The organism is Kitasatospora sp. NPDC002227, from assembly GCF_040296285.1.
GTDB lineage: Bacteria > Actinomycetota > Actinomycetes > Streptomycetales > Streptomycetaceae > Kitasatospora.
This window is the reverse complement of record NZ_JBEOWY010000005.1, coordinates 1-22,235: the sequence shown is the minus strand read 5'-3', so window position 1 is coordinate 22,235 and position 22,235 is coordinate 1. Positions and strand designations below refer to the sequence as shown.

18 protein-coding genes are annotated in these 22,235 nt (G+C 72.3%); 10 read left to right on the top strand and 8 right to left on the bottom strand.

Going from position 1 to position 22,235, the window contains the following annotated elements; translation table 11 throughout:
• Positions 1-55 precede the first annotated feature (55 nt).
• The 3 genes from ABT095_RS06130 to ABT095_RS06120 form a co-directional block, all read right to left on the bottom strand.
• Positions 56-1,447 (bottom strand): metallopeptidase TldD-related protein, encoded by a 1,392-nt coding sequence (locus ABT095_RS06130; RefSeq protein WP_350528086.1) that lies wholly within the window; start codon positions 1,445-1,447, stop codon positions 56-58.
• On the bottom strand, positions 1,447-2,976 hold the full coding sequence (locus tag ABT095_RS06125) for a TldD/PmbA family protein (RefSeq protein WP_350528085.1): 1,530 nt from the start codon (positions 2,974-2,976) through the stop codon (positions 1,447-1,449). The genes ABT095_RS06130 and ABT095_RS06125 overlap by 1 nt, the downstream gene beginning before the upstream one ends.
• A gap of 110 nt (positions 2,977-3,086) precedes the next feature.
• Positions 3,087-4,217 carry an MBL fold metallo-hydrolase gene (locus ABT095_RS06120; protein WP_350528084.1) on the bottom strand — a complete coding sequence of 377 codons (1,131 nt, stop codon included), beginning with the start codon at positions 4,215-4,217 and terminating at the stop codon, positions 3,087-3,089.
• Between the two features lie 380 nt (positions 4,218-4,597).
• Between ABT095_RS06120 and fabG the strand changes: the two genes are divergently transcribed.
• Positions 4,598-5,317 carry a 3-oxoacyl-[acyl-carrier-protein] reductase gene (gene fabG / locus ABT095_RS06115; protein ID WP_350528083.1) on the top strand — a complete coding sequence of 240 codons (720 nt, stop codon included), beginning with the start codon at positions 4,598-4,600 and terminating at the stop codon, positions 5,315-5,317.
• A gap of 2 nt (positions 5,318-5,319) precedes the next feature.
• Positions 5,320-6,087 (top strand): enoyl-ACP reductase FabI, encoded by a 768-nt coding sequence (gene fabI / locus ABT095_RS06110; RefSeq protein WP_350528082.1) that lies wholly within the window; start codon positions 5,320-5,322, stop codon positions 6,085-6,087.
• A gap of 190 nt (positions 6,088-6,277) precedes the next feature.
• Here fabI and ABT095_RS06105 read toward each other — a convergent pair whose 3' ends face one another.
• Entirely contained in the window at positions 6,278-6,943 is a 666-nt protein-coding gene (locus ABT095_RS06105) for a FadR/GntR family transcriptional regulator (protein WP_350528081.1), read from the bottom strand.
• A gap of 72 nt (positions 6,944-7,015) precedes the next feature.
• Between ABT095_RS06105 and ABT095_RS06100 the strand changes: the two genes are divergently transcribed.
• The 4 genes from ABT095_RS06100 (at position 7,016) to ABT095_RS06085 (ending at position 10,190) form a co-directional block, all read left to right on the top strand.
• Positions 7,016-8,281: a CynX/NimT family MFS transporter gene (locus ABT095_RS06100; RefSeq protein WP_502884826.1), complete on the top strand. Its 1,266-nt coding sequence runs from the start codon at positions 7,016-7,018 to the stop codon at positions 8,279-8,281.
• A gap of 105 nt (positions 8,282-8,386) precedes the next feature.
• Positions 8,387-8,935: a Uma2 family endonuclease gene (locus ABT095_RS06095; RefSeq protein WP_350528079.1), complete on the top strand. Its 549-nt coding sequence runs from the start codon at positions 8,387-8,389 to the stop codon at positions 8,933-8,935.
• A 100-nt stretch (positions 8,936-9,035) separates the two neighbouring features.
• The gene (locus ABT095_RS06090; protein WP_350528275.1) at positions 9,036-9,995 is read left to right on the top strand and encodes a hypothetical protein; all 960 of its coding nucleotides are present in this window, start codon (positions 9,036-9,038) and stop codon (positions 9,993-9,995) included.
• Between the two features lie 72 nt (positions 9,996-10,067).
• Entirely contained in the window at positions 10,068-10,190 is a 123-nt protein-coding gene (locus tag ABT095_RS06085) for an SGM_5486 family transporter-associated protein (protein ID WP_350528078.1), read from the top strand.
• Between the two features lie 4 nt (positions 10,191-10,194).
• Here ABT095_RS06085 and ABT095_RS06080 read toward each other — a convergent pair whose 3' ends face one another.
• Both ABT095_RS06080 and ABT095_RS06075 read right to left on the bottom strand, forming a co-directional pair.
• Complete coding sequence (locus ABT095_RS06080; RefSeq protein ID WP_350528077.1) at positions 10,195-12,393, bottom strand: MMPL family transporter; 2,199 nt, start codon at positions 12,391-12,393, stop codon at positions 10,195-10,197.
• 101 nt (positions 12,394-12,494) lie between these two features.
• Entirely contained in the window at positions 12,495-13,634 is a 1,140-nt protein-coding gene (locus tag ABT095_RS06075; protein ID WP_350528076.1) for a serine hydrolase domain-containing protein, read from the bottom strand.
• A 192-nt stretch (positions 13,635-13,826) separates the two neighbouring features.
• Between ABT095_RS06075 and ABT095_RS06070 the strand changes: the two genes are divergently transcribed.
• Positions 13,827-14,354: a SixA phosphatase family protein gene (locus ABT095_RS06070; protein ID WP_350528075.1), complete on the top strand. Its 528-nt coding sequence runs from the start codon at positions 13,827-13,829 to the stop codon at positions 14,352-14,354.
• Between the two features lie 96 nt (positions 14,355-14,450).
• Here ABT095_RS06070 and serB read toward each other — a convergent pair whose 3' ends face one another.
• Positions 14,451-15,704, bottom strand: a complete 1,254-nt coding sequence (serB, locus tag ABT095_RS06065) for a phosphoserine phosphatase SerB (protein WP_350528074.1) — start codon at positions 15,702-15,704, stop codon at positions 14,451-14,453.
• Positions 15,705-15,909: 205 nt separating this feature from the next.
• Between serB and ABT095_RS06060 the strand changes: the two genes are divergently transcribed.
• The 3 genes from ABT095_RS06060 (at position 15,910) to ABT095_RS06050 (ending at position 20,309) form a co-directional block, all read left to right on the top strand.
• The gene (locus tag ABT095_RS06060) at positions 15,910-18,345 is read left to right on the top strand and encodes an FHA domain-containing protein (RefSeq protein WP_350528073.1); all 2,436 of its coding nucleotides are present in this window, start codon (positions 15,910-15,912) and stop codon (positions 18,343-18,345) included.
• A 178-nt stretch (positions 18,346-18,523) separates the two neighbouring features.
• Positions 18,524-19,669 carry a GAF domain-containing sensor histidine kinase gene (locus ABT095_RS06055; protein ID WP_350528072.1) on the top strand — a complete coding sequence of 382 codons (1,146 nt, stop codon included), beginning with the start codon at positions 18,524-18,526 and terminating at the stop codon, positions 19,667-19,669.
• Positions 19,662-20,309, top strand: a complete 648-nt coding sequence (locus tag ABT095_RS06050; protein ID WP_350528071.1) for a response regulator — start codon at positions 19,662-19,664, stop codon at positions 20,307-20,309. The genes ABT095_RS06055 and ABT095_RS06050 overlap by 8 nt, the downstream gene beginning before the upstream one ends.
• A 96-nt stretch (positions 20,310-20,405) precedes the next feature.
• Here ABT095_RS06050 and ABT095_RS06045 read toward each other — a convergent pair whose 3' ends face one another.
• On the bottom strand, positions 20,406-21,974 hold the full coding sequence (locus ABT095_RS06045; protein ID WP_350528070.1) for a phosphatidylinositol-specific phospholipase C domain-containing protein: 1,569 nt from the start codon (positions 21,972-21,974) through the stop codon (positions 20,406-20,408).
• Positions 21,975-22,235: the final 261 nt, after the last annotated feature.

Genomic DNA, 22,235 nt, shown 5'->3' with positions numbered 1-22,235 from the left:
GATTCCTTTCGAAGGGGGAGGGGCGCGAGGCGAAAGCCCCGCGCCCCTGGTCGGCTCAGGAAGCCTGGCTGACCGAACTCATGTTGAAGTCCGGCACCCGGACCGGCGGCATGGCCGCCCGGGTGAACCAGTCGCCCCACTCACGGGGCAGGGTCTGCTGGGTCTTGCCGACCTCGGTGATGCGGCTCAGCAGGTCGACCGGCGACTCGTTGAAGCGGAAGTTGTTGACCGCCCCGACGACCTCGCCGTTCTCGATCAGGTAGACGCCGTCCCGGGTGAGGCCGGTGACCAGCAGGGTGGCCGGGTCGACCTCGCGGATGTACCAGAGGCAGGTGAGCAGCAGGCCGCGCTCGGTGCGGGCGATCATCTCGTCCAGCGTGGGCGCGGCCGCCTGGTCGGCGGTCTCCAGAATCAGGTTGTCGATCGGCGGCCGCACCGGCAGCTCGGTCAGACCGGCGGTGTGGCGGGAGGTGAAGAGGGCGGTCAGCTCGCCGTCCCGGATCCAGTCGGTGGCGGCGATCGGCAGGCCGTTGTCGAAGACCGACATCTCGTCCGAGCTGTGGGTCAGCACGAACGGCGCCGCCTCCAGGCCCGGCTCGGCCGGGTCGGAGCGCAGGGTCAGCGGCAGCGGGCTGAGCTTCTCGCCCACCCGGGTGCCGCCGCCGGCCTTGGAGAAGACGGTCTGCCCCTCGGCGGCGTCCCGCGCGCTGGAGGACCAGGACTGGTAGACCAGCAGGTCGGCCACGGCCGAGGGCGGCAGCAGCGTCTCGTACCGGCCGGCCGGGAGGTCGATCTTGGTGGCGCCCCAGCCGAGGCGGCGGGTCAGCTCGGCGTGCAGGGCCGGGAGGTCCACGTCGGTGAAGTCCCGGGAGGCGGCGCCGATCCAGGCGGAGGCGGCGAGGTCGGCCGTCTTGGCGTTGACCTCGACGGTGCCGCTGGGCTGGTCGTGGCGCAGCCGCAGGCCGGTGGAGGTGCCCAGGTAGCTGCTGTCGATCTCGTGGTTGGCGAAGCCGTAGAGCAGTTGCCCGGCCTCCTTCGCACGGGCGAAGGCGGCGCCGAGCGCGGGGGCGAACTCGGCGAAGACCTCGATCGAGGTCACGGTCGGCGGCGCCGTGAAGTTGTCGGCGGTGGCGCCGGCCGGGATCAGCGGCTGGGCGTCCTCGGCGGGCCCGGCGGCGCGGGCGGCCTCCTCGGCGTCCCGGACGAGCGACTCCACCTCGGCCAGGGTGACGGCCTCGCGGGTGACCACGCCGGAGGAGGTGCCCTCGGGGCCGTCCACCGTGGCGATCACGGTGAGGCTGCGGCCCCGGGTGACGCCGTTGGTGGTGAGGGCGTTGCCCGCCCAGCGGAGGTTGGCGGTGGAGGACTCGGTGGCGATGGCCACGCAGCCGTCGGTCTGCGAGAGCGCGAGGGCGGCTTCGACGAGTTCGTGGGGCTGGACGCTCATCAGTTCCCCGCCTCCTGCTGGGTGTTGAGGACGTTGACGCCGCGGAAGAGCGCGGAGGGGCAGCCGTGCGAGACGGCCGCGGTCTGGCCGGGCTGGGCCTTGCCGCAGTTGAAGGCACCGCCGAGGACGTACGTCTCGGGCCCGCCGACGGCGCTCATCGAGCCCCAGAAGTCGGTGGTGGTGGCCTGGTAGGCGAAGTCCTTGACCTGGCCGGCCAGCTTGCCGTTCTTGATGGCGAAGGCGCGCTGGCCGGTGAACTGGAAGTTGTAGCGCTGCATGTCGATCGACCAGGAGCGGTCGCCGACGATGTACAGGCCCTTCTCCACGCCCTCGAACAGGCCCTCGGTGCTGGGGCCGCCCGCGACGGGCTGGAGCGACACGTTGGCCATCCGCTGCACCGGCACGTGGCCGGGCGAGTCGGCGAAGGCACAGCCGTTGGAGCGGCCCAGGCCCTGCAGCTTGGCCATCGCGCGGTCCAGCTGGTACCCGACCAGGGTGCCGTCCTTGACCAAGTCCCAGGACTGCGCGGCCACGCCCTCGTCGTCGAAGCCGACGGTGGACAGGCCGTGCTCGGCGGTGCGGTCACCGGTGACGTGCATCAGCTCGGAGCCGTACTTGAGCTTGCCCAGCTGGTCGAAGGTGGCGAAGGAGGTGCCCGCGTAGGCGGCCTCGTAGCCGAGCGCGCGGTCCAGCTCGGTGGCGTGGCCGATCGACTCGTGGATGGTCAGCCACAGGTTGGACGGGTCGATCACCAGGTCGTAGCGGCCGGCCTCGACGCTGGGGGCCTTCATCTTCTCGGCCAGCAGGGTGGGCAGCTCGGCGAGCTCGGCGTCCCAGTCCCAGCCCGTGCCGAGCAGGTACTCCCAGCCGCGGCCGACCGGCGGCGCGATGGTGCGCATCGAGTCGAACGCGCCGGTCTTCTCGTCCACCGAGGTGGCGTCCAGGTGCGGGTGCACCCGGACCCGCTGCTGGGTGGTGACGGTGCCCGAGGTGTCGGCGTAGAACTTGTTCTCCTGCACCGCGAGCAGCTGCGCCTGCACGTGGCTGACGCCGTCGGCGGCCAGCAGGCGGCTGCTCCACTCGGCGAGCAGCGCCGTCTTCTCCGCCGCGCTGACGTCGAAGGGGTTGATGTCGTACGCGGAGATCCAGGTGGCGTCCGCGTGCACGGGCTCCTCGGCCAGCTCGACCGGAGGCGCCCCGGCCGCCCGGCTGATCCCGCCGGAGAGGCGGGCCACGGCGACGGCCTGCTCGGCCACCAGCGCGGCCGAGGCGGGGTCGAGGTCGACCCCGGCGGCGAAGCCCCAGGCACCGTCGAGCAGCACGCGCACGGCGAAGCCGAGCTGCACGGTGTCGGAGCTGCCGGCCAGCCGTGCGTCGCGCAGCCGCAGCGAGGCGCTGCGCACCCGCTCCAGGCGGAAGTCGGCGTGGCTGGCGCCCAGCTTGCGGGCGGCGTCGAGGGCGGCGTCGGCGAGTGCGGTGAGCGGGTACGCGAGGAACAGCGGGTCGACGGCGCGGGCTGTCGGCGGCATCGGGCTCCCTGGGGAGTGAGAGGGTCAAGGCGGTCCGCTGGAATCATCGCAAACCGCGCAACCGATTAACCGCCCGACGACCCCTCAGCTACCTGCAATCTCCCACCGCGTCAGACCGCCTGCTCCCACCAGCGGTCGGGCTCGGCCGGGCTGTCCACGTCCACCCGTTCGCCCGGGCGCGGCACCGCGACCGGCACGGCCTGCGCCTTGGCCTCGGCGAGCAGCCGCTCGACCGGCTCGGCCCAGGGGTGCAGCCCGAGATTGAAGGTGCACCAGTGCACCGGCACCAGCAGCCCGGCCTGGAGGTCGCGGTGAGCACGCACGGCGTCCTCGGGGGTCATGTGGATGTCGGCCCAGGCCTGGTCGTACGCGCCGATCTGCACCAGCGCGGCGTCGAACGGGCCGTGCTGCTCGCCGATCGCGGCGTAGCCCTCGAAGTACCCCGAGTCCCCGGTGTAGTAGACCTTGCGGGTGGGCCCGGCGATCACCCAGGAGCCCCACAGGGTGGTGTTGCGAGTGGTGGCGCGGCCGGAGAAGTGGTGCGCCGAGGTGAGGGTGACGGTCAGTTCGCCCAGGGTGCAGGTCTCGTCCCAGTCCAGCTCGATGATCCGGTGCTCGGGCACGCCCCAGCGCCGCAGGTGCCCGCCGATGCCCAGCGGCACGGCGAACGGCGCGGACTGGGAGTCCGTCAGGCGGCGGACGGTCGCCATGTCCAGGTGGTCGTAGTGGTCGTGCGAGATCAGCACCACGTCGACCTGCGGCAGCTCCTCCAGCTTCACCGGCACCGGGTGCAGCCGCTTGGGGCCGAGCTGGGCGACGGGCGAGCAGCGGTCGCTCCAGACCGGATCGAGCAGCACCCGGCTGCCCTCGATCTCCACCAGCGCCGAGGCGTGCCCGTACCAGACCACCTCGACGCCCTCGGCGGCCGGCCCGGCGGGGGCGGGCCGCACGGTGGGGACGGGGTGGGTCGGGCGGCCCAGGTGCCGATCGTTGATCATCCGGGCCAGGGTCGGGCGGTCCAGGTGCGGGGCCGTGACGTTGCCGGCCAGCGCGGAGGGGGCGTTGTGGAAGACGCCGTCGCGGTACTGCGGCGAGTTGCGGATGCGGGCCGAGCGGCCGTCCGGGCGGCGGCCGAAGGCGGCGGGGAGGTCCCGCAGGGCCCAGGCGGCGGTGGCGGCGCCGGCCGTCAGGGCCGCCAGGGCCAGGCGGGTGCGCCGGTGTCCGGGTCGTTGCTCGCTCATCCGTCTCATCGCTCTCGTCGTCGTGCAGCTCGCCCCGTGCACCTGTCCTCGCACGGGCCGGGGCGCCGTCGCCCTGTGCGACACCGTCGCGCATCCGGGGCCCTGAGGGCAACGGCCTCGGCGGAGCGGATGTTCCCGGGGCGCCGACCCGTCGACGGCCCGTCGCCGAGCGTTTCGCCAGCGTGTCAGTCCGGGGGGGGCGATTGTCGGGATGCGACAGATCGCGCCAGCGGGACCTGTGGGAGCTGAACCCGTCGCAGGCTGGACCGGACCGATAGCGTCACACTGCGTACGCGCACGCCGCGTGCCGCTACGGCCTGGTCAGCACTGGACGTGTTCGACCGATCCGGCCGTCGTCAACCCAGGAGAGAGGTGGATCGTTGAGCCGCTCGGTTCTCGTCACCGGAGGTAACCGGGGCATCGGCCTCGCGATCGCCCTGGCCTTCGCCGAGGCGGGGGACAAGGTCGCCATCACCAGCCGCTCGGGCGAGGTGCCCGCCGAGCTGGCCAAGTACGACGTACTGGCCGTCCGCGCAGACATCAACGACACCGCGCAGGTGGACGCCGCCTTCACCGAGATCGAGGCCGCGCACGGCCCGGTCGAGGTGCTGGTCGCCAACGCCGGCATCACCAAGGACATGCTCCTGCTGCGGATGACCGAGGACGACTTCTCCTCCGTCATCGACACCAACCTCACCGGCGCCTTCCGCGTGGTCAAGCGGGCCTCCTCGAAGATGATGCGCGCCCGCAAGGGCCGGGTCGTGCTGATCTCCTCCGTGGTCGGCCTGCTGGGCTCCACCGGCCAGGCGAACTACGCCGCCTCCAAGGCCGGGCTGGTAGGTTTCGCCAGGTCGCTGGCGCGTGAGCTGGGGCAGCGCAACATCACGGTCAACGTGGTGGCGCCCGGCTTCGTGGCCACCGACATGACCGCGGTGCTCAGCGACGAGCGCCGCAAGGAGATCGTGTCGAGCGTGCCGCTCGGCCGTTACGCCGAACCCGCCGAGATCGCGTCCGTGGTGCGCTTCCTCTCGTCGGACGAGGCCGCATACATCACTGGTGCCGTCATTCCCGTGGACGGCGGATTGGGCATGGGTCACTGAGCATGAGCGGAATCCTCGAAGGCAAGCGCATCCTGGTCACGGGTGTGCTGCTTGAGTCCTCGATCGCCTTCCACACCGCCAAGCTCGCGCAGGAGCAGGGTGCGGAGATCGTGCTCACCGGCTTCGGCCGCCTGAGCCTGGTCGAGCGGATCGCCAAGCGACTGCCGTCCCCGCCCGTCGTCCTCGAGCTCGACGTCTCCAACACCGAGCACCTGGACACCCTGGCCGACCGCGTCCGCGAGCACCTGCCGACGCTGGACGGTGTCGTGCACTCGATCGGCTTCGCGCCGCAGGACGCCCTGGGCGGCAACTTCCTGAACACCCCGTGGGAGTCGGTCGCCACCGCGATGCACGTCTCCGCGTACTCGCTGAAGGCGCTCACCATGGCCTGCCTGCCGCTCATGCAGGACGGCGGCTCCGTGGTCGGCATGGACTTCGACGCGCAGGTCGCCTGGCCGAAGTACGACTGGATGGGCCCGGCCAAGGCCGCGCTGGAGGCCACCTCCCGCTACCTCGCCCGTGACCTGGGCGAGCGCAACATCCGCTGCAACCTGATCTCTGCGGGCCCGATCGGCTCGATGGCCGCGAAGTCCATCCCGGGCTTCGAGACCCTGGCCGAGACCTGGGACAAGCGCTCCCCGCTCAAGTGGGACCTCAGCGACCCGGAGCCGGCCGCCCGCGGTGTCGTCGCGCTGCTCTCCGACTGGTTCCCCAAGACCACCGGCGAGATCATCCACGTCGACGGCGGTCTCCACGCGATCGGCGCCTGACAACGCAGCCTGCGCGAAGCCGGAAGGAAGCGAGCCTGCGCCTTCCGGCACCCGGGTGAGTTGCACTATTCAGGGGCGCGGGGAACTGCGCGAGTTCGGAAGGTGACGGCCTGTCTCCCCCAGCCTTCGGCCGGGAGGTGCCCCCTTCCCGCCTCGCGCGGTTCCTCGCGCCCCTGATAGTGCAACTTCCCTACTCCTTGCAGGCGCCGATCGAGCGTCCCGCTTCGTAGGAGGCCGCGGCCGCGTCGCCGCCGCGGATGGCGTCCAGGATGCCGTCGTGGCCGACGTAGCGTTCGGCGATGAGTTCGGGGCCGACGTCGTGGCGCAGGTGCGCCCGGAGCACCTCGCCGAGGTCCGCGTAGACGGCCGAGATGACGTCGTTGTGAGCGGTGGCCACCACGGCCTGGTGGAAGGCGGCGTCGGCCTGGACGAAGGCCTCCGGATCGCCCGAGGCCCAGGCGGCCTCGCGGCGGGCCAGGGCGGTCTCCAGGAGCTCGAGGTCGCGCTCGGTGCGGCGGGCGGCGGCCAGGCCGGCCGCCGAGGTCTCGAGCATCGACCGCAGCTCGGCCACCTGCTCCTGGTCCGCGTCCGCGAAGCGCCGGTGCATCACCCCGGCCAGCTCGCTGGTGGCGAGCACGTACGTGCCCGAGCCCTGCCGGATGTCGAGCAGCCCGTTGTGGGCCAGTGCCCGGACGGCCTCCCGGACGGTGTTCCGGGCCACCCCCAGCTCCTCGACCAGCGCGGCCTCGGTGGGGATGCGCGAACCGACCGGCCACTCGCCCGAGGTGATCTGTGCCCGCAGCTGGGCGATCACCTGGTCTGACAGCGGTGTGCGGCGGGTGGTCGACAGCGCCATGGCTTCCTCTCCGTCAAAGTTCGGACAACGGTCAGGATAGCGGGGTGCGCCAATTCATCCCATGATTCTATGATGGGCGCTATGCCGACCACAGTCGAGAGCCCCACCGCCCCACGGACCACCCCTGCCACCAAGCCAGCCAAGGCCACCCGCCTCGGCTGGCTGCTCGCCTTCGCGATCGCGTTCGCCGCCCTCAACCTCCGCCCGGTGGTCACCAGCCTCGGCCCGCTGCTCGACAAGGTCCGCACCGACCTCGGTATGAGCGCCACCGTCGCGGGCCTGCTCACCGCCGTGCCGTCCCTGTGCTTCGCCGTCTTCGGCCTGGCCGCCCCCGCGCTGGCCCGCAGGCTCGGCCCGGTCGTCGTGGTCACCGCCGGAATGTTCGCGATCACATTCGGTGTGCTGGCCCGCTCCTTCGCGGGCGGCACCGCCGTCTTCCTGCTGCTCACCGCGCTCGCGCTGGCCGGGGTGGCGGTCTCCAACGTGCTCATCCCGGTGGTCATCAAGCGGTACTTCCCCGACCGGGTCGGCCCGATGATCGGCCTCTACTCGATGGCGCTCTCGGCCGGCACCGCCGTGGCCGCCGCCGTCACCGTGCCGCTCACCAGCGCCCTCGGCGACAGCTGGCGGCTCGGCCTCGGCGTCTGGGGCCTGCTGGCCGCCGGGGCCGTGGTGCTCTGGCTGGTCGTCGCCTTCCTGCGCCGCGAGCGCGGCGGGGCCACCGGCGCCCAGGCCGCCGCCAAGCTGCCGATCCTGCGCAGCCGCACCGCCTGGGCCCTCGCCCTCTTCCTCGGCCTCCAGGCCACCAGCGCGTACGCCACCATGGGCTGGCTGCCGCAGATCTACCAGGACGCGGGCGTCTCGGCCGGCACCTCCGGTGTGCTGCTCGCGTACGTGATGGCGATCGGCATCCCCGCCTCCTTCATCCTGCCGAACCTCGCGGCCCGCCGCGGCGACCAGCGGCTCTTCGTGGTCGTGCTCGGCCTGTGCGGCATCGCCGGGTACACCGGCCTCGCCCTGGCCGCCGACAGCGCCCCCTGGCTCTGGGCCACCCTGGTCGGTCTCTCGATGTGCGCCTTCCCGCTGGCCCTCACCATGATCGGCCTGCGCGCCCGCACCTCCGGCGGCGTCGCCCAGCTCTCCGCCTTCGCCCAGGGCCTCGGCTACCTGATCTCCATCCCCGGCCCGATCCTGATCGGCACCCTCTACCAGCACACCCACGCCTGGTATCTGCCGCTGGGCTTCCTCGCCCTCCTGCTCGTCCCCCAGATCCTCACCGGCTCCCGCGCCGCCCGCCCCCGCCACATCGAGGACGAGACGGGCATGACGCAGGCGTAGACCCCGCCCGGCCGCCCCTGCTGCCCTCGTCCGGTCGGCGCTCGTGAACGGACTCCGCGCGGGTCCGTGCCCCATATCCTGAGAGGCGACAGGAAGGAGCCGTTGATGAGCGTCGACGCGGTCATGCACACCGAGTTCCCCGCCGGGTACGTGGTCTTCTTCGGTGCCGACGGGAAGGTGGTCATGACCCCGCAGAGCGAAGAGCACTCCAGCACCATCAAGTCGATGCAGTACGACACGATCTTGTCGTTCGGGCGCCACGCAAAGACTGTCTCCGACGTCTACATCGACTTCCCGGCGGACGAGAACTCGGCCCCCGATCTCGCGATCCTGCGGGAGGACGCGCAGCGGCAGGGCAAGCGCTACAGCTTCGAGGACGTGCTGCTGATCGCCGAGGTGGTGTCGGTCTCCTCCGCGCGCAAGGACTACGACGACTGCACGGCGAAGTACGGCCGCTACGGCATCCCGGTCTACATCGTGGTGGACCCGTACGCCGGGGAGGTCGTCGTCCACACCCAGCCCACCGGAGCCGGCTACATCGCGGCCCATACGCACAAGTACGGCTCGGGCAAGCTGCCCGTCGAACTGGCCGATGGGCGCATCTACACCCTCGACCTGGACGAACTGCCCAGGCCTGAGGCAGACGCCCGCTGAAAACCCGTTGGCTCCCGGGCGGCCGCACCGGCAGAATGCGGCGGTCGTCCGGGGGAGGGTGTTTTTGGGCAGGGTGTTCACGTGCGCGGGCTGCGGGGCGGTGTTGACCGGCCCGCTGTCGCGGGTCGCGCTGCCGGTGCACGCACATCAGCGGTACGGCAACGAGAAGGCCGGTATTCCGGTCCTGCTGGCCGCCGGCACCTACGCGCTCGACCCCGAGTTGCCGGTGCGGCCCTGGGACGTGCCGACGGTCCGCGAGGCGCCGCCGGCTCCCCCCTGGGGAGTCGTGGTGATGGCGCCGGGGGACGTGCGGGGCGTGGAACTCCGGCCGGACTGGTCGTACGGTACCGGCTGTTGCGGCCTGGACGGCGGGGGCGGGCCGAATCTGGCCTGTCAGTCCTGCGGGCTGCCGGTGGCGACCAGGGTGGACGACTGCTCGGTCTGGCAGGTCGTCGAGCTCGCCGCTGAGGCCGTCCGCGCCGTCTTCGTCGAGCTGCCTGCCGACCGGCCCCGTCCCTGGGCCGAGGTGGTCCAGGAGACCGTCTCGCCGTCCGACCCCGGAGCGGGGGAGGCGACGTGGGCGGCGGCGACGGGTGTGGTCCTGGCCCACCTGTTCGCCGCGTCCGGTGGTGCTCCCGTGACCGTCCCGGACGGGCCACTCGGGCAGTACCTGCGCCCGTACCTCGACCGCTACCTTCCGCCCGGACTGCCGCCGAGGACGCTCGCCCCGGCGGGACCAGGGCTGCCCGAACCGGCCACCGATCTCGCCCTCGTCCCGGTGCACCCGCAGACCGGCGTGGTCTGGCAGCCACTCAGCCCGGCCGTTCCGGTTCCGGTGGCCGCCGGGGTGTGGGGTGAGCTGGTCCACCCCGGCGAACGGACCCGGCTGCCGGTCACCGGCGGCCTGCCCGGCGGGGTCGAGCGGGACGATCCGCTGTCCCCGCACGCCCCGTGGCGGCTGCGCCCGGACGGCAGCCTGCTCCGCAGCACGCTCGCCCGGCTGCCCGCGTTCCGCGAGCCCTGGCTCCGGGCGATCCACGACGCGGTGCCCCCGTACTGACCGGCCCAAGAGCTGGTCAAGAGCCGGGGCCCGGTTTCGGGGAGTGGTGTGCGGGGTGCGAGACTCACGGGCATGCCAGTACTTGAACCGAACCCCCAGGACGGCCAGAAGAAGCTGCTCCAGCTGCTCGGCGCCATCGCGGCCGTCGTGGTCGTCGTCGCGATCGTCGCCTCGGTGGCCGCCAGCCTCGGTTAGCCGCTCACCTGGGGCTCTGCACCGGCTCGCCGGGAGTCAGGCCCAGGTGTTCCTCGAGGCGGGTGCCCTCGATGTCGGGGTCCGGTACGTAGCGGGCGAACCAGTCGGGGTGGTACCAGATCCGGGCGCCGATGATCGCCATCACGGCGGGGACGACGGTGAGGCGGACCACGAAGGCGTCCAGGAAGACGCCGGTCGCGAAGCTGAAGCCGATCGCCTTGATGATCGGATCGCTGGTGAACATGAAGGCGACGAAGATCGAGAACATGATCAGCGCCGCCGCCGTGACCACCCGGGCCGAGCGGGCGGTGCCGTGCTCGACGGCGCCGCGGGCGTCGCCGTGGGCGGTGAAGTCCTCCTTGATCCGGGAGACCACGAAGACTTCGTAGTCGCTGGACAGCCCGAAGATGATCGCCAGCATGATCAGCGGCAGGAAGCTGATCGTCTCGGTCGGCGTGATGTTGAACAGGTGCCGCCCCCAGCCCCACTGGAACATCGCCACCTGCGCGCCGAACGCCGCGGCGACGGAGAGCAGGAAGCCGATGATCGACTTGATCGGCACCAGGATCGTCCGGAAGGCCAGCGTCAGCAGGAAGAAGGCCAGGCCGACCACTACCACCAGGAAGACCGGCAGCGCGTCGGAGAGCTTCTGCGAGACGTCGATGTTGGAGGCCGTGGTGCCGCCGATCAGCACCGGCGTGCCGACGGTGGCCTCGATGGCGGCCCGGTTGTCGCGCAGCCCGTGCACCAGCCCGGCCGTGGCCGGATCGTCCGGGCCGCTCCTGGGGATCACCTGCACGATCGCGACCTGCGGGTTCGCCGCGATCGGCACGGCGGCCGCGACGTCCGGCTGGCCGGTCAGCGCGGCGGCCAGGCCCTGGACGGCGGCGGGGGTGGCGCCGGTCTCCGTCACCACGAGCAGCGGGCCGTTGTAACCGGGCCCGAAGTGGTTGCTGATCAGGTCGTACGCGCGGCGCTGGGTCTTCGAGGTGGGCTGGGAGGCGCCGCTGGGCAGCCCGAGCTCCATCGAGAAGGCGGGCAGGGCGAGGACGACCAGCAGCCCGACGCCGACCACGGAGACCCAGATCCGGTACCGCACCACGAACCGGGCCCAGCGCGCCCCCAGGGTGTGCGGGGACTCGGCGGCCGAGGTCTTGGCCACCCGCTCGTGGTGCCCCGGGCGCAGCCGGGTGCTGACGAAGACGGTGATCCGGCGTCCCGCGAAGCCGAGCAGGGCCGGCAGCAGGGTGAGCGCGATCAGCAGCGCCATCGCCACCGCCCCGGCCCCGGCGAGGCCCATCACGGTCAGGAACGGGATACCGACCACGGCCATCCCGCACAGCGCGATGATCACGGTCAGCGCGGCGAAGACCACCGAGCCGCCCGCCGTGCCGACGGCCAGCGCGGCGGAGTCCTCCAGCGGCATGCCCTGCAGCACCTGGTTGCGGTGGCGGAAGAGGATGAACAGGCCGTAGTCGATGCCGCAGGACAGGCCCAGCATGATCGCCACCGTGGTGGAGGTGGAGGCGATGTTGGTGATGGCGGCCAGCGCCGTCACGGTCATCAGGGTGACGGCCACCCCGAGGATCGCGGTGAGGATCGGCAGCCCGGCGGCCACCAACGAGCCGAAGGTCACCAGGAGCACCAGGAAGGCCACGGCCAGGCCGATGACCTCCGGCAGCTCGGAGGGGGCCAGCCGCCAGCCCGGGAAGACGCTGCCGGAGTACTCGACCTGGTCACCGGCCTGCTGGGCGGGTACGACGGCGGCCTTCAGCGCGTCCAGCGAGGAGTCCTTCACGTCGGCCGGCTGGTCGGTCCACTGCACGGTGACCAGCGCCACCTGCCCGTCGGGGGAGATGCCCGCCGGGTACGGGTCGGCGGCGGAGGCCACCTGCGGGACGCCCCGCACCTGGGCCAGGGCCGCCTCGACCCCGGCCTTGGGCCCCGGATCGGTGATCTTCGCCTGGGCGGGGGCGGCGAGCACCAGCTGGGTCTGCCCGCCGGCCAGGGCCGGCATGGTGCGCTTCAGCAGGTCCGCCGTCCGCTGCGACTCGGTGCCGGGGATGGTGAACGTGTCGTTGGTCTTGCCGCCGCTCAGCGTGCCCAGCAGGACCGCCGCCACCACGACCACGAGCCAGAGCCCGAGCACGACCCGGCGGTGCCGGAAGGACCACCGGCCGAGCCGGAACAGGTACGTCGACACGAAGCTGCCTCCCAGCGCCCCACCGGACCGATGGCCGATGCTGGTTCGAGCATCCGGTGAGCGGGCGGGGCCCGCTCACTTCTGCGCCGCCATCGGTGGCCCTACTCCAGCAGGGCGCAGACGAAGTCCTCCTGGACGGCCCGCAGCCGCTCCAGCAGCGCGGGCCGGGTGGACTTGCTGATCTGCTCACTCACCGAGAAGGTCAGCGAGCGCTGCCCGTCAGCCGTCGCCACCGCGAGCTGGGTGTAGCCGGCGGTGTTGCCGGTGTGGCCGTACACCGTGCCGCAGCGGGTGGTGTAGCGGAACAGCGCCAGCCCGGCCGAGTTGACGCCCGGCCCGGCGGGCTCGGAGGCGCCGTCGACCCAGGCCGTCTGCTGCGTCCTGGTCGCCGGGCTCAGGAAGTCGTCGCTGCCGTACGCGCGGATGAAGGCGCTCAGATCGGCCGGCGTCGAGACGATCCCGCCGGAGGCCCAGGCGCCCGAGGCGCCGAAGAGGGTGGAGTAGTCCAGTGGCGGCTCCGGCGGCGCGAGGTCGTACCCGTGCAGGTACGGCTCCGGCAGCTGGTACCCCGAGGGCAGGGTGGTCTCCCGCAGGCCGAGCGGCCCGGTGACCAGCTCGGCCAGCAGTTCCTCGTACGGGCAGCCGGTGGCCGCCTGGGCCATCAGGGCGGCGGCGACGTTGTCGGAGTTGGAGTACTGGTACCGGCTGCCGGGGGCGAAGCCCAGCGGCTGCCCGGCGACGAAGCCCAGCAGGTCGGAGGGGGCGAAGACGTGGTGCGGGTCCGCCCGGAGCAGGGCGCGGAAGTCGTCGGAGCCGCTGTAGTCGGGCAGGCCGCTGGTGTGCTGGAGCAACTGGCGCAGGGTGACGGCGTGCCAGGCGGCCGGCAGGTCGGGCAGCCGCAGGCCCAGGGTGTCGTCCAGGGTCAGGACCCCCTCGTCCACCAGGCGCAGGGTGACGGCCCCGCTGAACGCCTTGGCGACGCTGGCGATCCGCATGTGGTCGGTGGGGCTCGGGCGGCGGTCGGTGCCCAGCTCGGCGGAGCCGGCCCGCAGCACCTCGGTGTGCTCGCCGCGGCGCAGCAGCGCGATCGCCCCGGGCGGCCCGCCCACCGCGTCGACCAGCTCCCGCAGCTCCTGCCGCAGGGTGGGGCGGGGGCTCGCCAGGGCGGGGGTGGGCAGCAGACAGGTCAGGGCGAGGGCGGCGGCGAGGGCCACCGCCGGGCGGCGGGGGACTGAGGGCACGGTGGGGCCTCCGGGGGAGCGTCGGGTGTGGACCAGACGTCACCGGCGGGCCGGCCGGGCAAACGCGGTCGGGCCCGGTGTGCCCCGGTCGGGCCAGGCCCGGCGGCACGCTGCGCAGTGGCTCCACTCCTGAGGGTGGTGGGGCTGCGGGTGCCGCGCCCGGGGCGGCGTTTTCTGGAAAGCTCTTGGGGTATGAGCGCCGACACACCGCGAAGGATCATCGTTCTCCGTCATGCCAAGGCGGACTGGCCCGACCAGGTCGCCGACCACGAGCGCCCGCTCGCCGACCGGGGCCGCCAGCAGGCGCCCGAGGCCGGCCAGTGGCTCGCCGACTCCGGGGCCAATCCCGACTACGTGCTCTGCTCCACCGCCCTGCGGACCAGGGAGACCTGGAAGCTCGCCGCCCACGAGCTGCCCAAGCGGACCCGCCGCACGGTCTACGAGGACCGGATCTACGAGGCCAGCCCCGGCGAGATCATCGCCGTCCTGCAGGAGACCCCCGAGGAGTACACCGACCTCATCCTGGTCGGCCACAACCCCGGCGTCATGGGCCTGACCCAGATCCTGGCCGGCGACGCGGGCGATCCGGACGCGCTCAAGCGGCTCAGCCTCGGCGGCTTCCCGACCGCGGCGATCGCGATGCTCAGCTTCACGGGCCCGTGGACCTCGGTGGAGCCCGCCGCGGCCCAGCTGGACGCCTTCCACACACCCCCCGAGTGAGTGGCTGACCATCAGGGGCGCGGGGAACTGCGCGAGTGCGGAAGGCACCGGCCTGCGGCCCACCGCTTCGCGCAGTTCCCCGCGCCCCTGGAAAACCTAGTCGGCGACGGCGTCGGCCGCCTCGACCTCCTCGCGGGTGATGCCCAGCAGGTACAGCACGGTGTCCAGGAACGGCACGTTGACCGCCGTGTCGGCGGCCTCCCGCACCACCGGCTTGGCGTTGAACGCGACGCCGAGGCCGGCGGCGTTGAGCATGTCGAGGTCGTTCGCCCCGTCACCGATGGCGACCGTCTGCTCCAGCGGCACCCGCGCCTGCTCGGCGAACCGCCGCAGCCAGCGGGCCTTGCCCGCCCGGTCCACGATCTCGCCCGTCACCCGGCCGGTGAACTTCCCGTCCACCACCTCCAGGGTGTTGGCGGCCGCGAAGTCCAGGCCCAGCCGCTCCACCAGATGGTCGGTGACCTGGGTGAAACCGCCCGAGACGATCGCCACCTGGAAGCCCAGCCGCTGCAGCGTACGGATCAGCGTCCGCGCCCCCGGCGTGAACCGGACCTGCGCCCGGACCTTCTCGGTGATCCCGGCGTCCAGACCGGCCAACAGGGCGACCCGGGCCCGCAGCGACTCGGCGAAGTCGAGTTCGCCCCGCATCGCCGCCGCCGTGATCTCCGCGACCTGCTCCTCGCAGCCCGCGTGCCCGGCGAAGAGCTCGATCACCTCGTCCTGGATGAGCGTGGAGTCCACGTCCATCACCACCAGGCGCTTGGCCCGCCGCTGCAGACCGGCCTGCACCACGGCGATGTCCACCCGCTGCGCCGTCGCCTCGGCGACCAGCGCCGGGCGCAGCTCCTCCGTCACGACACCCGAGACGGCCAGTTCGACCGCGACCACGGGGTACTTGGCGAGGCGGAAGATACGGTCGATGTTGCCGCCCATGTCGGTGATCCGGGCGGCCAGCGCCGAGACGGCGGCGGCGGTCAGCGGGTGACCGAGCACGGTGACGTGCGAACGGCCCTCGCGGCGCGGCCGGTTGTCGCCGATGCCGGAGATGATCTCGGCCTGGAGCTTCTGCTCCTCGGCCCAGCGGTGCACCGTCACCCGCAGGGCGCTCTCGGCCTCGGCCGAGCCGCCGGGCGGGGGAGTGACCAGGGCACACAGCGTTATCCGGCCACGGGTGACGAGCTGTTCGAGGTCGAGGACCTCGACGCCGAAGCCGGCGAGGGTGGCGAACAGGCCGGTGGTGATACCGGGGCGGTCCTTGCCGAACACCTTGACCAGCAGCGTGCGCTCGTCGTCAAAGGTCCGGGGCTGGTCGGCGGGGGCGGGCTCAGCGGCCGGAGGCGTAGCGTTCATGGTGCCCCCCACGCTACCGGGCCAGGTCAGGTCCCCCGCGCACCCGTCCGCCCCGTGGGACGCCGGCGGACCGTCTGTCAACAGCCTGCTTACCAGCTCGGTCACAACTCGCCACCGCGACTTTCTCCCGGCCGCGCCGTGCTGGGATGATGCCGGACAGTCGGAATGGATCAACCGGGGCACCCGGAGAGCGGGCGGGCGGACAGTGCCGCAACTGGTAGTGGACATCAACGGGCAGCGGCGGACCCTCGAGCCCGGCCGCACGTACACCATCGGCCGGGACCCGGCCTGCGATCTGCGGTTCGAGGACGCCCGGGTCTCCTGGCGGCACGCCACCATCGCGTACGAGGGCGGCGGCTGGCTGTACGCCGACCAGGGCTCGACCAACGGGACGTTCGGCCTGCAGGGCCGCACCAACCAGGTCTCGCTCTTCCCCGGCAGCGTGCTGCACCTGGGCAACGCCCAGGACGGCCCGCGCCTGGAGTTCTCCGCGCCGGTCACGGTGCCGGAGGACGCGGCGCCCGAGCAGGAGCCGTACTGGTTCGACGCCACGACCCGGCGGGCCCCGGCCTTCCCGGTGCAGGGCGGCGGCCCGACCCCGGCGGCCACCCCGGCGCCCGCGCCGGTCGCGCCGACCATGGTCCGGAACCTGTCCGCCGCCATGCGGGTGGTCCGGATCGGCCGCGCGCTGGACAACGACATCGCCCTCGCCGACCTCCAGGTCTCCCGGCACCACGCCGAGCTGCGCCAGCTGGCCGACGGCCGGTACGAGATCGTCGACCTCGGCAGCCACAACGGCATCTTCGTCAACGGCCAGCCGGTGCAGCGTCAGCTGCTCGGCCCCGAGGACCGGCTGACGATCGGCCACTCCACCTTCCAGCTGGTCGGCGACCAGCTGCAGGAGTTCGTCGACACCGGCGCCGTCACCTTCTCGGCCCGCCACCTCACCGTGGAGGTCGAGCACAAGGGCGGCAAGAAGGTGCTGCTCAACGACGTCAGCTTCACCGTGCCGGAGAAGTCCCTGGTCGCGGTGATCGGCCCGTCCGGCTCCGGCAAGTCCACCCTGCTCCGTGCCCTCACCGGCTACCGCCCGGCCGACCGGGGCGACGTGCTCTACGACGGGCGCAACCTCTACAAGCAGTTCGCCGAGCTGCGCTCGCGGATCGGCCTGGTGCCGCAGTCGGAGATCCTGCACAAGGAGCTCACCGTGCGCAGCGGCCTCAAGTACGCCGCCCGGCTGCGCTTCCCCGGCGACACCGAGCCGGCCGAGCGCGAGCGCCGGATCGACGAGGTGCTGCACGAGCTGCGCCTGGACAAGCGCGCCGAGAACCGGATCACCGCGCTCTCCGGCGGCCAGCAGAAGCGCGTCTCGGTCGCCCTCGAGCTGCTCACCAAGCCCTCGCTGATCTTCCTGGACGAGCCCACCTCGGGCCTGGACCCGGGCATGGACCGCGAGGTGATGCAGACCCTGCGCACGCTCGCCGACGACGGCCGCACCGTACTGGTGGTCACCCACTCGGTGGCCGAGCTGGCCCTGTGCGACCGGCTGCTCGTGATGGCCCCGGGCGGTTCGGTGGCGTACTTCGGGCCGCCGGACGAGGCGCTGCACTTCTTCGGCTACCAGAGCTGGGCCGACGTCTTCCAGGCCTTCGAGAACTACCCCGAGCACGACTGGGCCGGGCGCTACCGGGGCTCGGTGCACTACCAGCAGTACTCGGCGGACGTGGACTCCGAGGCCGCGCAGTCGCCCGCCATCGCGCGCGAGCACGGCCGGCCGCCCAAGCCGCAGAGCTGGGGCTCCCAGCTGTGGACGCTGATCCGCCGCTACCTGGCGGTGATCGGCTCCGACTGGGGCTTCATCGGGCTCTCGCTGCTGCTGCCGCTGGTGCTCGGCGGGGTCAGCACGCTGATCCCCGACAACTGCGGCCTCGCCCCCTGCGACAACGGGCGCAACGACATCGCCCGCATGATCCTGCTGGTGATCGCATTCGGCGCCTGCCTGTCCGGCTCGGCGAACTCGGTGCGAGAGCTGATCAAGGAACGGGCGATCTACGAGCGGGAACGGGCGACGGGTCTGTCGCGGTCGGCGTACCTGTGCTCGAAGGTCATCGTGCTCGGGGCGATCAGCTTCCTGCAGGGCGCGGTGATCTCGGCGATCAGCTTCGGCTTCCGTGACCTGCCGGCGCAGGGCCTGCTGTTCAAGCACGCCCCGGCGGTGGAGATGGCGATCGGCGTGATCCTGCTCAGCTTCACCTCGATGATGGTCGGCCTGGCCATCTCGGCGCTGGTGAAGACGGCGGAGAAGACCATGCCGCTGCTCGTGATGTTCGCGATCGTCCAGATGGTCTTCACCGGCGCGATCTTCCAGCTCTTCCAGAAGCCCGGCCTCGAGCAGTTCGCCTGGCTGATGCCGGCCCGCTGGGGCGTCGCCGCCACCGGCAACACCCTCGACCTCGCCCACACCGGCCCGGTCGTCGTGGCCCGCCCCCCGGCCAAGCCGCTGATCGACCCCCTCTGGGACCACACCGTGGGCCACCTCTTCATCAACTGGTTCGCCCTGCTGGCCCTCGCCACCGCCCTGGCCTTCCTGGTCGGCCGCCTCCAGCGCCGCCACGAGCCGGAGGTCATGCGCAGCCACTAAGTTGCACCACCAAGGGGCGCGGGGAACTGCGCGAAGCGGGAGGCCGCAGGCCGGTGCCTTCCGCAGCGCGCAGTTCCCCGTGCCCCTGGTGGTTGCCACCGGGCCTCCGCCCTAAGGCCTAGGGCTACTGCGGCCGGAGGCCGAGGTCAGGGGTGATCCTGACCGGTAGGTTGGCTGCATGCCGAGTGAACGACCGCCCCGGGACCTGAGCCTGAGCAGCATCGAGGCCGTCAGCGCCGCCGTGCTCGACATGAGCCGTCACCTGGAGGTGCGGGAGGTGCTGCGGCGGATCACCGCCTCCGCACGCAGCCTGCTGGGGGCGGAGTACGCGGCGCTCGGGGTGCCCGACGACCACGGCGGCTTCGCCCAGTTCGTGGTCGACGGCGTCACCGACGAGCAGTGGAAGGCCATCGGCCCGCTGCCCCGCCAGCACGGCGTCCTCGCCACCATGCTGCACGAGATGACCCCCACCCGGCTGTCCGACGTCCGCAAGGCCCCCGCCTTCGGCGGCTGGCCCGAGGCCCACCCCGAGATGCGGGACTTCCTCGGCATGCCGATCGTCGACGGGGAGGAGATCCTCGGCGCTGTTTTTCTTGCCAACAAGGAGGGCGGCTTCACCGCCGAGGACGAGGAACTGCTCCGCATCCTCGCCGCCCACGCCGCCCTCGCCCTCGGCAACGCCCGCCTCTACGAGCGCAGCCGCGAACTCACCCTGGCCGGAGAGCGGGCGAGGATCGCCCACGAGCTGCACGACGCCGTCTCGCAGAAGCTCTTCTCGCTGCGCCTGACCGCCAAGGCCGCCGCCAAACTGGTCGACCGCGACCCCGCCCGGGCCCGGGCCGAACTGGCCGAAGTGGCCCGCCTCGCCGCCGAGGCCGCCGACGAACTGCGCGCCGTGGTGGTCGAGCTGCGGCCCGCCGCGCTGGACGAGGACGGCCTGGTCGCCACCCTCGCCTCCCAGGCGCAGGTGCTCGACCGGGCCCACAGCGCCACCGTGGACTTCACCACCCGGGGCGTCCGCACCCTCCCGCCCGCCCAGGAGGCTGCCGTGCTGCGGGTCGCCCAGGAGGCGCTGCACAACGCCCTGCGGCACTCCGGCGCGGGCCGGGTCGAGGTCAGCCTGACCGGTACGCCCAGCCGGGGCGCCGTGCTGCGGATCGCCGACGACGGCCGGGGCTTCGACCCCGACGGCGTCCGGCGGGCCGGGCGGCACCTCGGGCTGGTCTCCATGCGGGACCGCGCGGCGGCCGTCGGCGGCCGCCTCACGCTGGAATCGGCCCCGGGCAAGGGGACCGTCGTCGAACTGGAGGTCCCCGGTGCCTGACACCACGTCACCGATCCGCGTCCTGCTGGTGGACGACCACCAGGTCGTCCGGCGAGGCCTGCGGACCTTCCTGGAGGTCCAGGACGACATCGAGGTGGTCGGTGAGGCCGCCGACGGCGCCGAGGGCATCGAGAAGACCCAGGAGCTGCTGCCCGACGTCGTGCTGATGGACCTGAAGATGCCCGGCACGGACGGGCTGGAGGCCCTCAAGCAGCTCAAGGCCCTCGGCAGCCGGGCCCGCATCCTGATCGTCACCAGCTTCACCGAGCACCGCACGATGGTCCCCGCCCTGCGGGCCGGCGCCGCCGGCTACGTCTACAAGGACGTCGACCCGGAGGCCCTGGCCGGCGCCATCCGCTCCGTCCACGCCGGCCACGTGCTGCTGCAGCCCGAGCTCGCCGAGGCCCTGCTCTCCGACGACGCCCCCCGCACCCCAGCCGGCCGCGGCGGCACCCTCACCGAACGCGAACGCGAAGTCCTCGGCCACATCGCCGACGGCCGCTCCAATCGCGAGATCGCCCGCAGCCTCCACCTCTCCGAGAAGACGGTGAAGACCCACGTCAGCAACATCCTGATGAAGCTCGACCTCGCCGACCGCACCCAGGCCGCCCTCTGGGCCGTCAGGAACGCCCAGGCCTGATACCCCGTCACCGCCACGTCCGCCGGGGCGGGCGGGTTCGGCCAGGGGGGGAGCTGAGGCCCCGCCGGCCTGGAGCTGGCCGGCGGGGCCCGAGGGCTACTTCGGGCAGGTGTCCTGGGTCACCTTGCCGCCTCGGGCCTGGCCGACGCTGGCCGGGTCCATGGTCAGGCAGAGGCCGGTCCACTGGTTGGCGAAGCGGTAGGCGGAGCTGCCCTGGAGCTGGGTGGGGAGGACGTTCCACATCTGGTTGCCGGAGAACTGGCGGGTCTCGCAGGGCCACCAGAGGAGCTGGGTGCCGGCCGGCGGGGTCACGCCGTTGTTGTACGGGACGGTGAGGCACTTCCCGTTGCCGGACTTGATCCAGTAGTAGCCCTTGCCGTCGAAGTAGGCCGACGGGTTGGTGGCGGTCCAGCGCTGGCCGGTGGGGACGGGCTTCTGACAGGCGCGGTCGACGACCACGCCGCCGGTACCGGTGCTGTCGAGCGCGGAGCCGGTGCTCATGCACTGGCCGTACCGCAGGTTGACGTAGCTCCCGTCGGAGTTGGCCTGCCAGACGGCCGGGCCGACCGCGTGGGCGGCGGGGTTGCGGGAGATGATCTGGGCGATGGGGGACCAGCCGGGGTAGTCCATCATGACGAGGCCGAGGTGGGCGCCCGCGTCGCCGCCGCTGCCGAGGTAGTCCGAGAGGTACTGGTTGACGCCCGGGCGCACGCCGCTGCTGGTCGTGGCGCCGCCCGCGACCCCGGCGGGGCCGAGCACGTCGAACTGACCCCAGCTGTTGGCGTTGCTGTAGGTGATGAACAGGCTGCCGGTGGAGTCGGCGGCGGCGAGGTCCAGGTTGGCCTTGACCAGCGGCCACTTCTGGTTGGGGTCGCCCGTCTGGTAGTGGTCCTCGGTGTGGTCGCCGTACCCGTTGATGCCGAGGCCGTAGCCACCGCCGTGGGGGTCCTCGAAGGCCAGCAGGACGATCTTGCCGCGGACCTGCCCGAGCTGCGGCACGGTCGTCGTACCCGTCACCGACGGGGCGTAGAACAGCCCGGGGTACTGGCTCAGGTACTGCCGGAAGATCTGCTGGCGGTCCGCGTCGGTGGTGGTCGACGGGACGTCCGTGCAGCCGGTCACCGCCGCACCGGTGCACTCGGAGTGCAGCCGCATCAGGACGGTCTCGCTCGGGTGTGCGGCGAGGAACGCCTGGGTCTTGTCGAGGACGTCGTCGAAAACCGCGTGCTGGTAGACCGCGCCGTGGTGGATGTCGAACTTGCCGTTCATCGCCTGGACCCGGATGTCGACCGCCCGGATGCCGGCCTGGTACTGGGCGGTCAGGGTCTGCCCGCTGTCGCCGAAGTCCTGCTGGGCCTGAGTGGTGTCGCCGCCGGGAATGGCGTCGTGGATGGCCAGGCTCTCGTGCGTCCCGGGGATCGACATGCCCGCGAGCCAGGTCTGGTCCGGCACCCGGGACATCCAGTCGGGCTGCGAACTCGACTGGAGGGTCTCGAAGGCGTCCGAGGGCTGCGGTCCGGCGGAGAAGGGCGGGGTCACGGCGCCGGCCGGGGCGGTCGGCAGCAGCGGAACGAGGGCGGTGGTGGCGAGCAGGAGTGTGGCGCGGAGGGCGCCGCTCGCCCGGGTACGCCGGGCTCGGGAGGGTCGGGGCACGGTGAGGGGCACCGGTGTCTCCGTTCGTGGTGAGGGACGGGTACGTCCGGGGATGGGGCAGGGCAGGCCGAAGAGGTGGAAAATGACCAATGCATGACAGATGAACGGCTGGGCATGCCCACCGTGACGTCATGAGGTGAGCGGTCGCGTACCGAGGGACGAGGGGCTCAACGCCTACCTTGGGTTCTAGTGGTCGTCGCAACACCCCAGCTCAAGGGGTGCGATGGACTTCGAGATCCGTGAGGACCGGACACCGCAGGGTCCTCGGAAGCT

Bases quoted from the DNA above. Each gene is read 5' to 3' on its own strand.
- ABT095_RS06130 (WP_350528086.1), bottom strand. From the start codon at position 1,447: ATGAGCGTCCAGCCCCACGAACTCGTCGAAGCCGCCCTCGCGCTCTCG.
- ABT095_RS06125 (WP_350528085.1), bottom strand. From the start codon at position 2,976: ATGCCGCCGACAGCCCGCGCCGTCGACCCGCTGTTCCTCGCGTACCCG.
- ABT095_RS06120 (WP_350528084.1), bottom strand. From the start codon at position 4,217: ATGAGCGAGCAACGACCCGGACACCGGCGCACCCGCCTGGCCCTGGCG.
- fabI (WP_350528082.1), top strand. From the start codon at position 5,320: ATGAGCGGAATCCTCGAAGGCAAGCGCATCCTGGTCACGGGTGTGCTG.
- ABT095_RS06105 (WP_350528081.1), bottom strand. From the start codon at position 6,943: ATGGCGCTGTCGACCACCCGCCGCACACCGCTGTCAGACCAGGTGATC.
- ABT095_RS06100 (WP_502884826.1), top strand. From the start codon at position 7,016: ATGGGCGCTATGCCGACCACAGTCGAGAGCCCCACCGCCCCACGGACC.
- ABT095_RS06095 (WP_350528079.1), top strand. From the start codon at position 8,387: ATGAGCGTCGACGCGGTCATGCACACCGAGTTCCCCGCCGGGTACGTG.
- ABT095_RS06085 (WP_350528078.1), top strand. From the start codon at position 10,068: ATGCCAGTACTTGAACCGAACCCCCAGGACGGCCAGAAGAAGCTGCTC.
- ABT095_RS06070 (WP_350528075.1), top strand. From the start codon at position 13,827: ATGAGCGCCGACACACCGCGAAGGATCATCGTTCTCCGTCATGCCAAG.
- serB (WP_350528074.1), bottom strand. From the start codon at position 15,704: ATGAACGCTACGCCTCCGGCCGCTGAGCCCGCCCCCGCCGACCAGCCC.
- ABT095_RS06055 (WP_350528072.1), top strand. From the start codon at position 18,524: ATGCCGAGTGAACGACCGCCCCGGGACCTGAGCCTGAGCAGCATCGAG.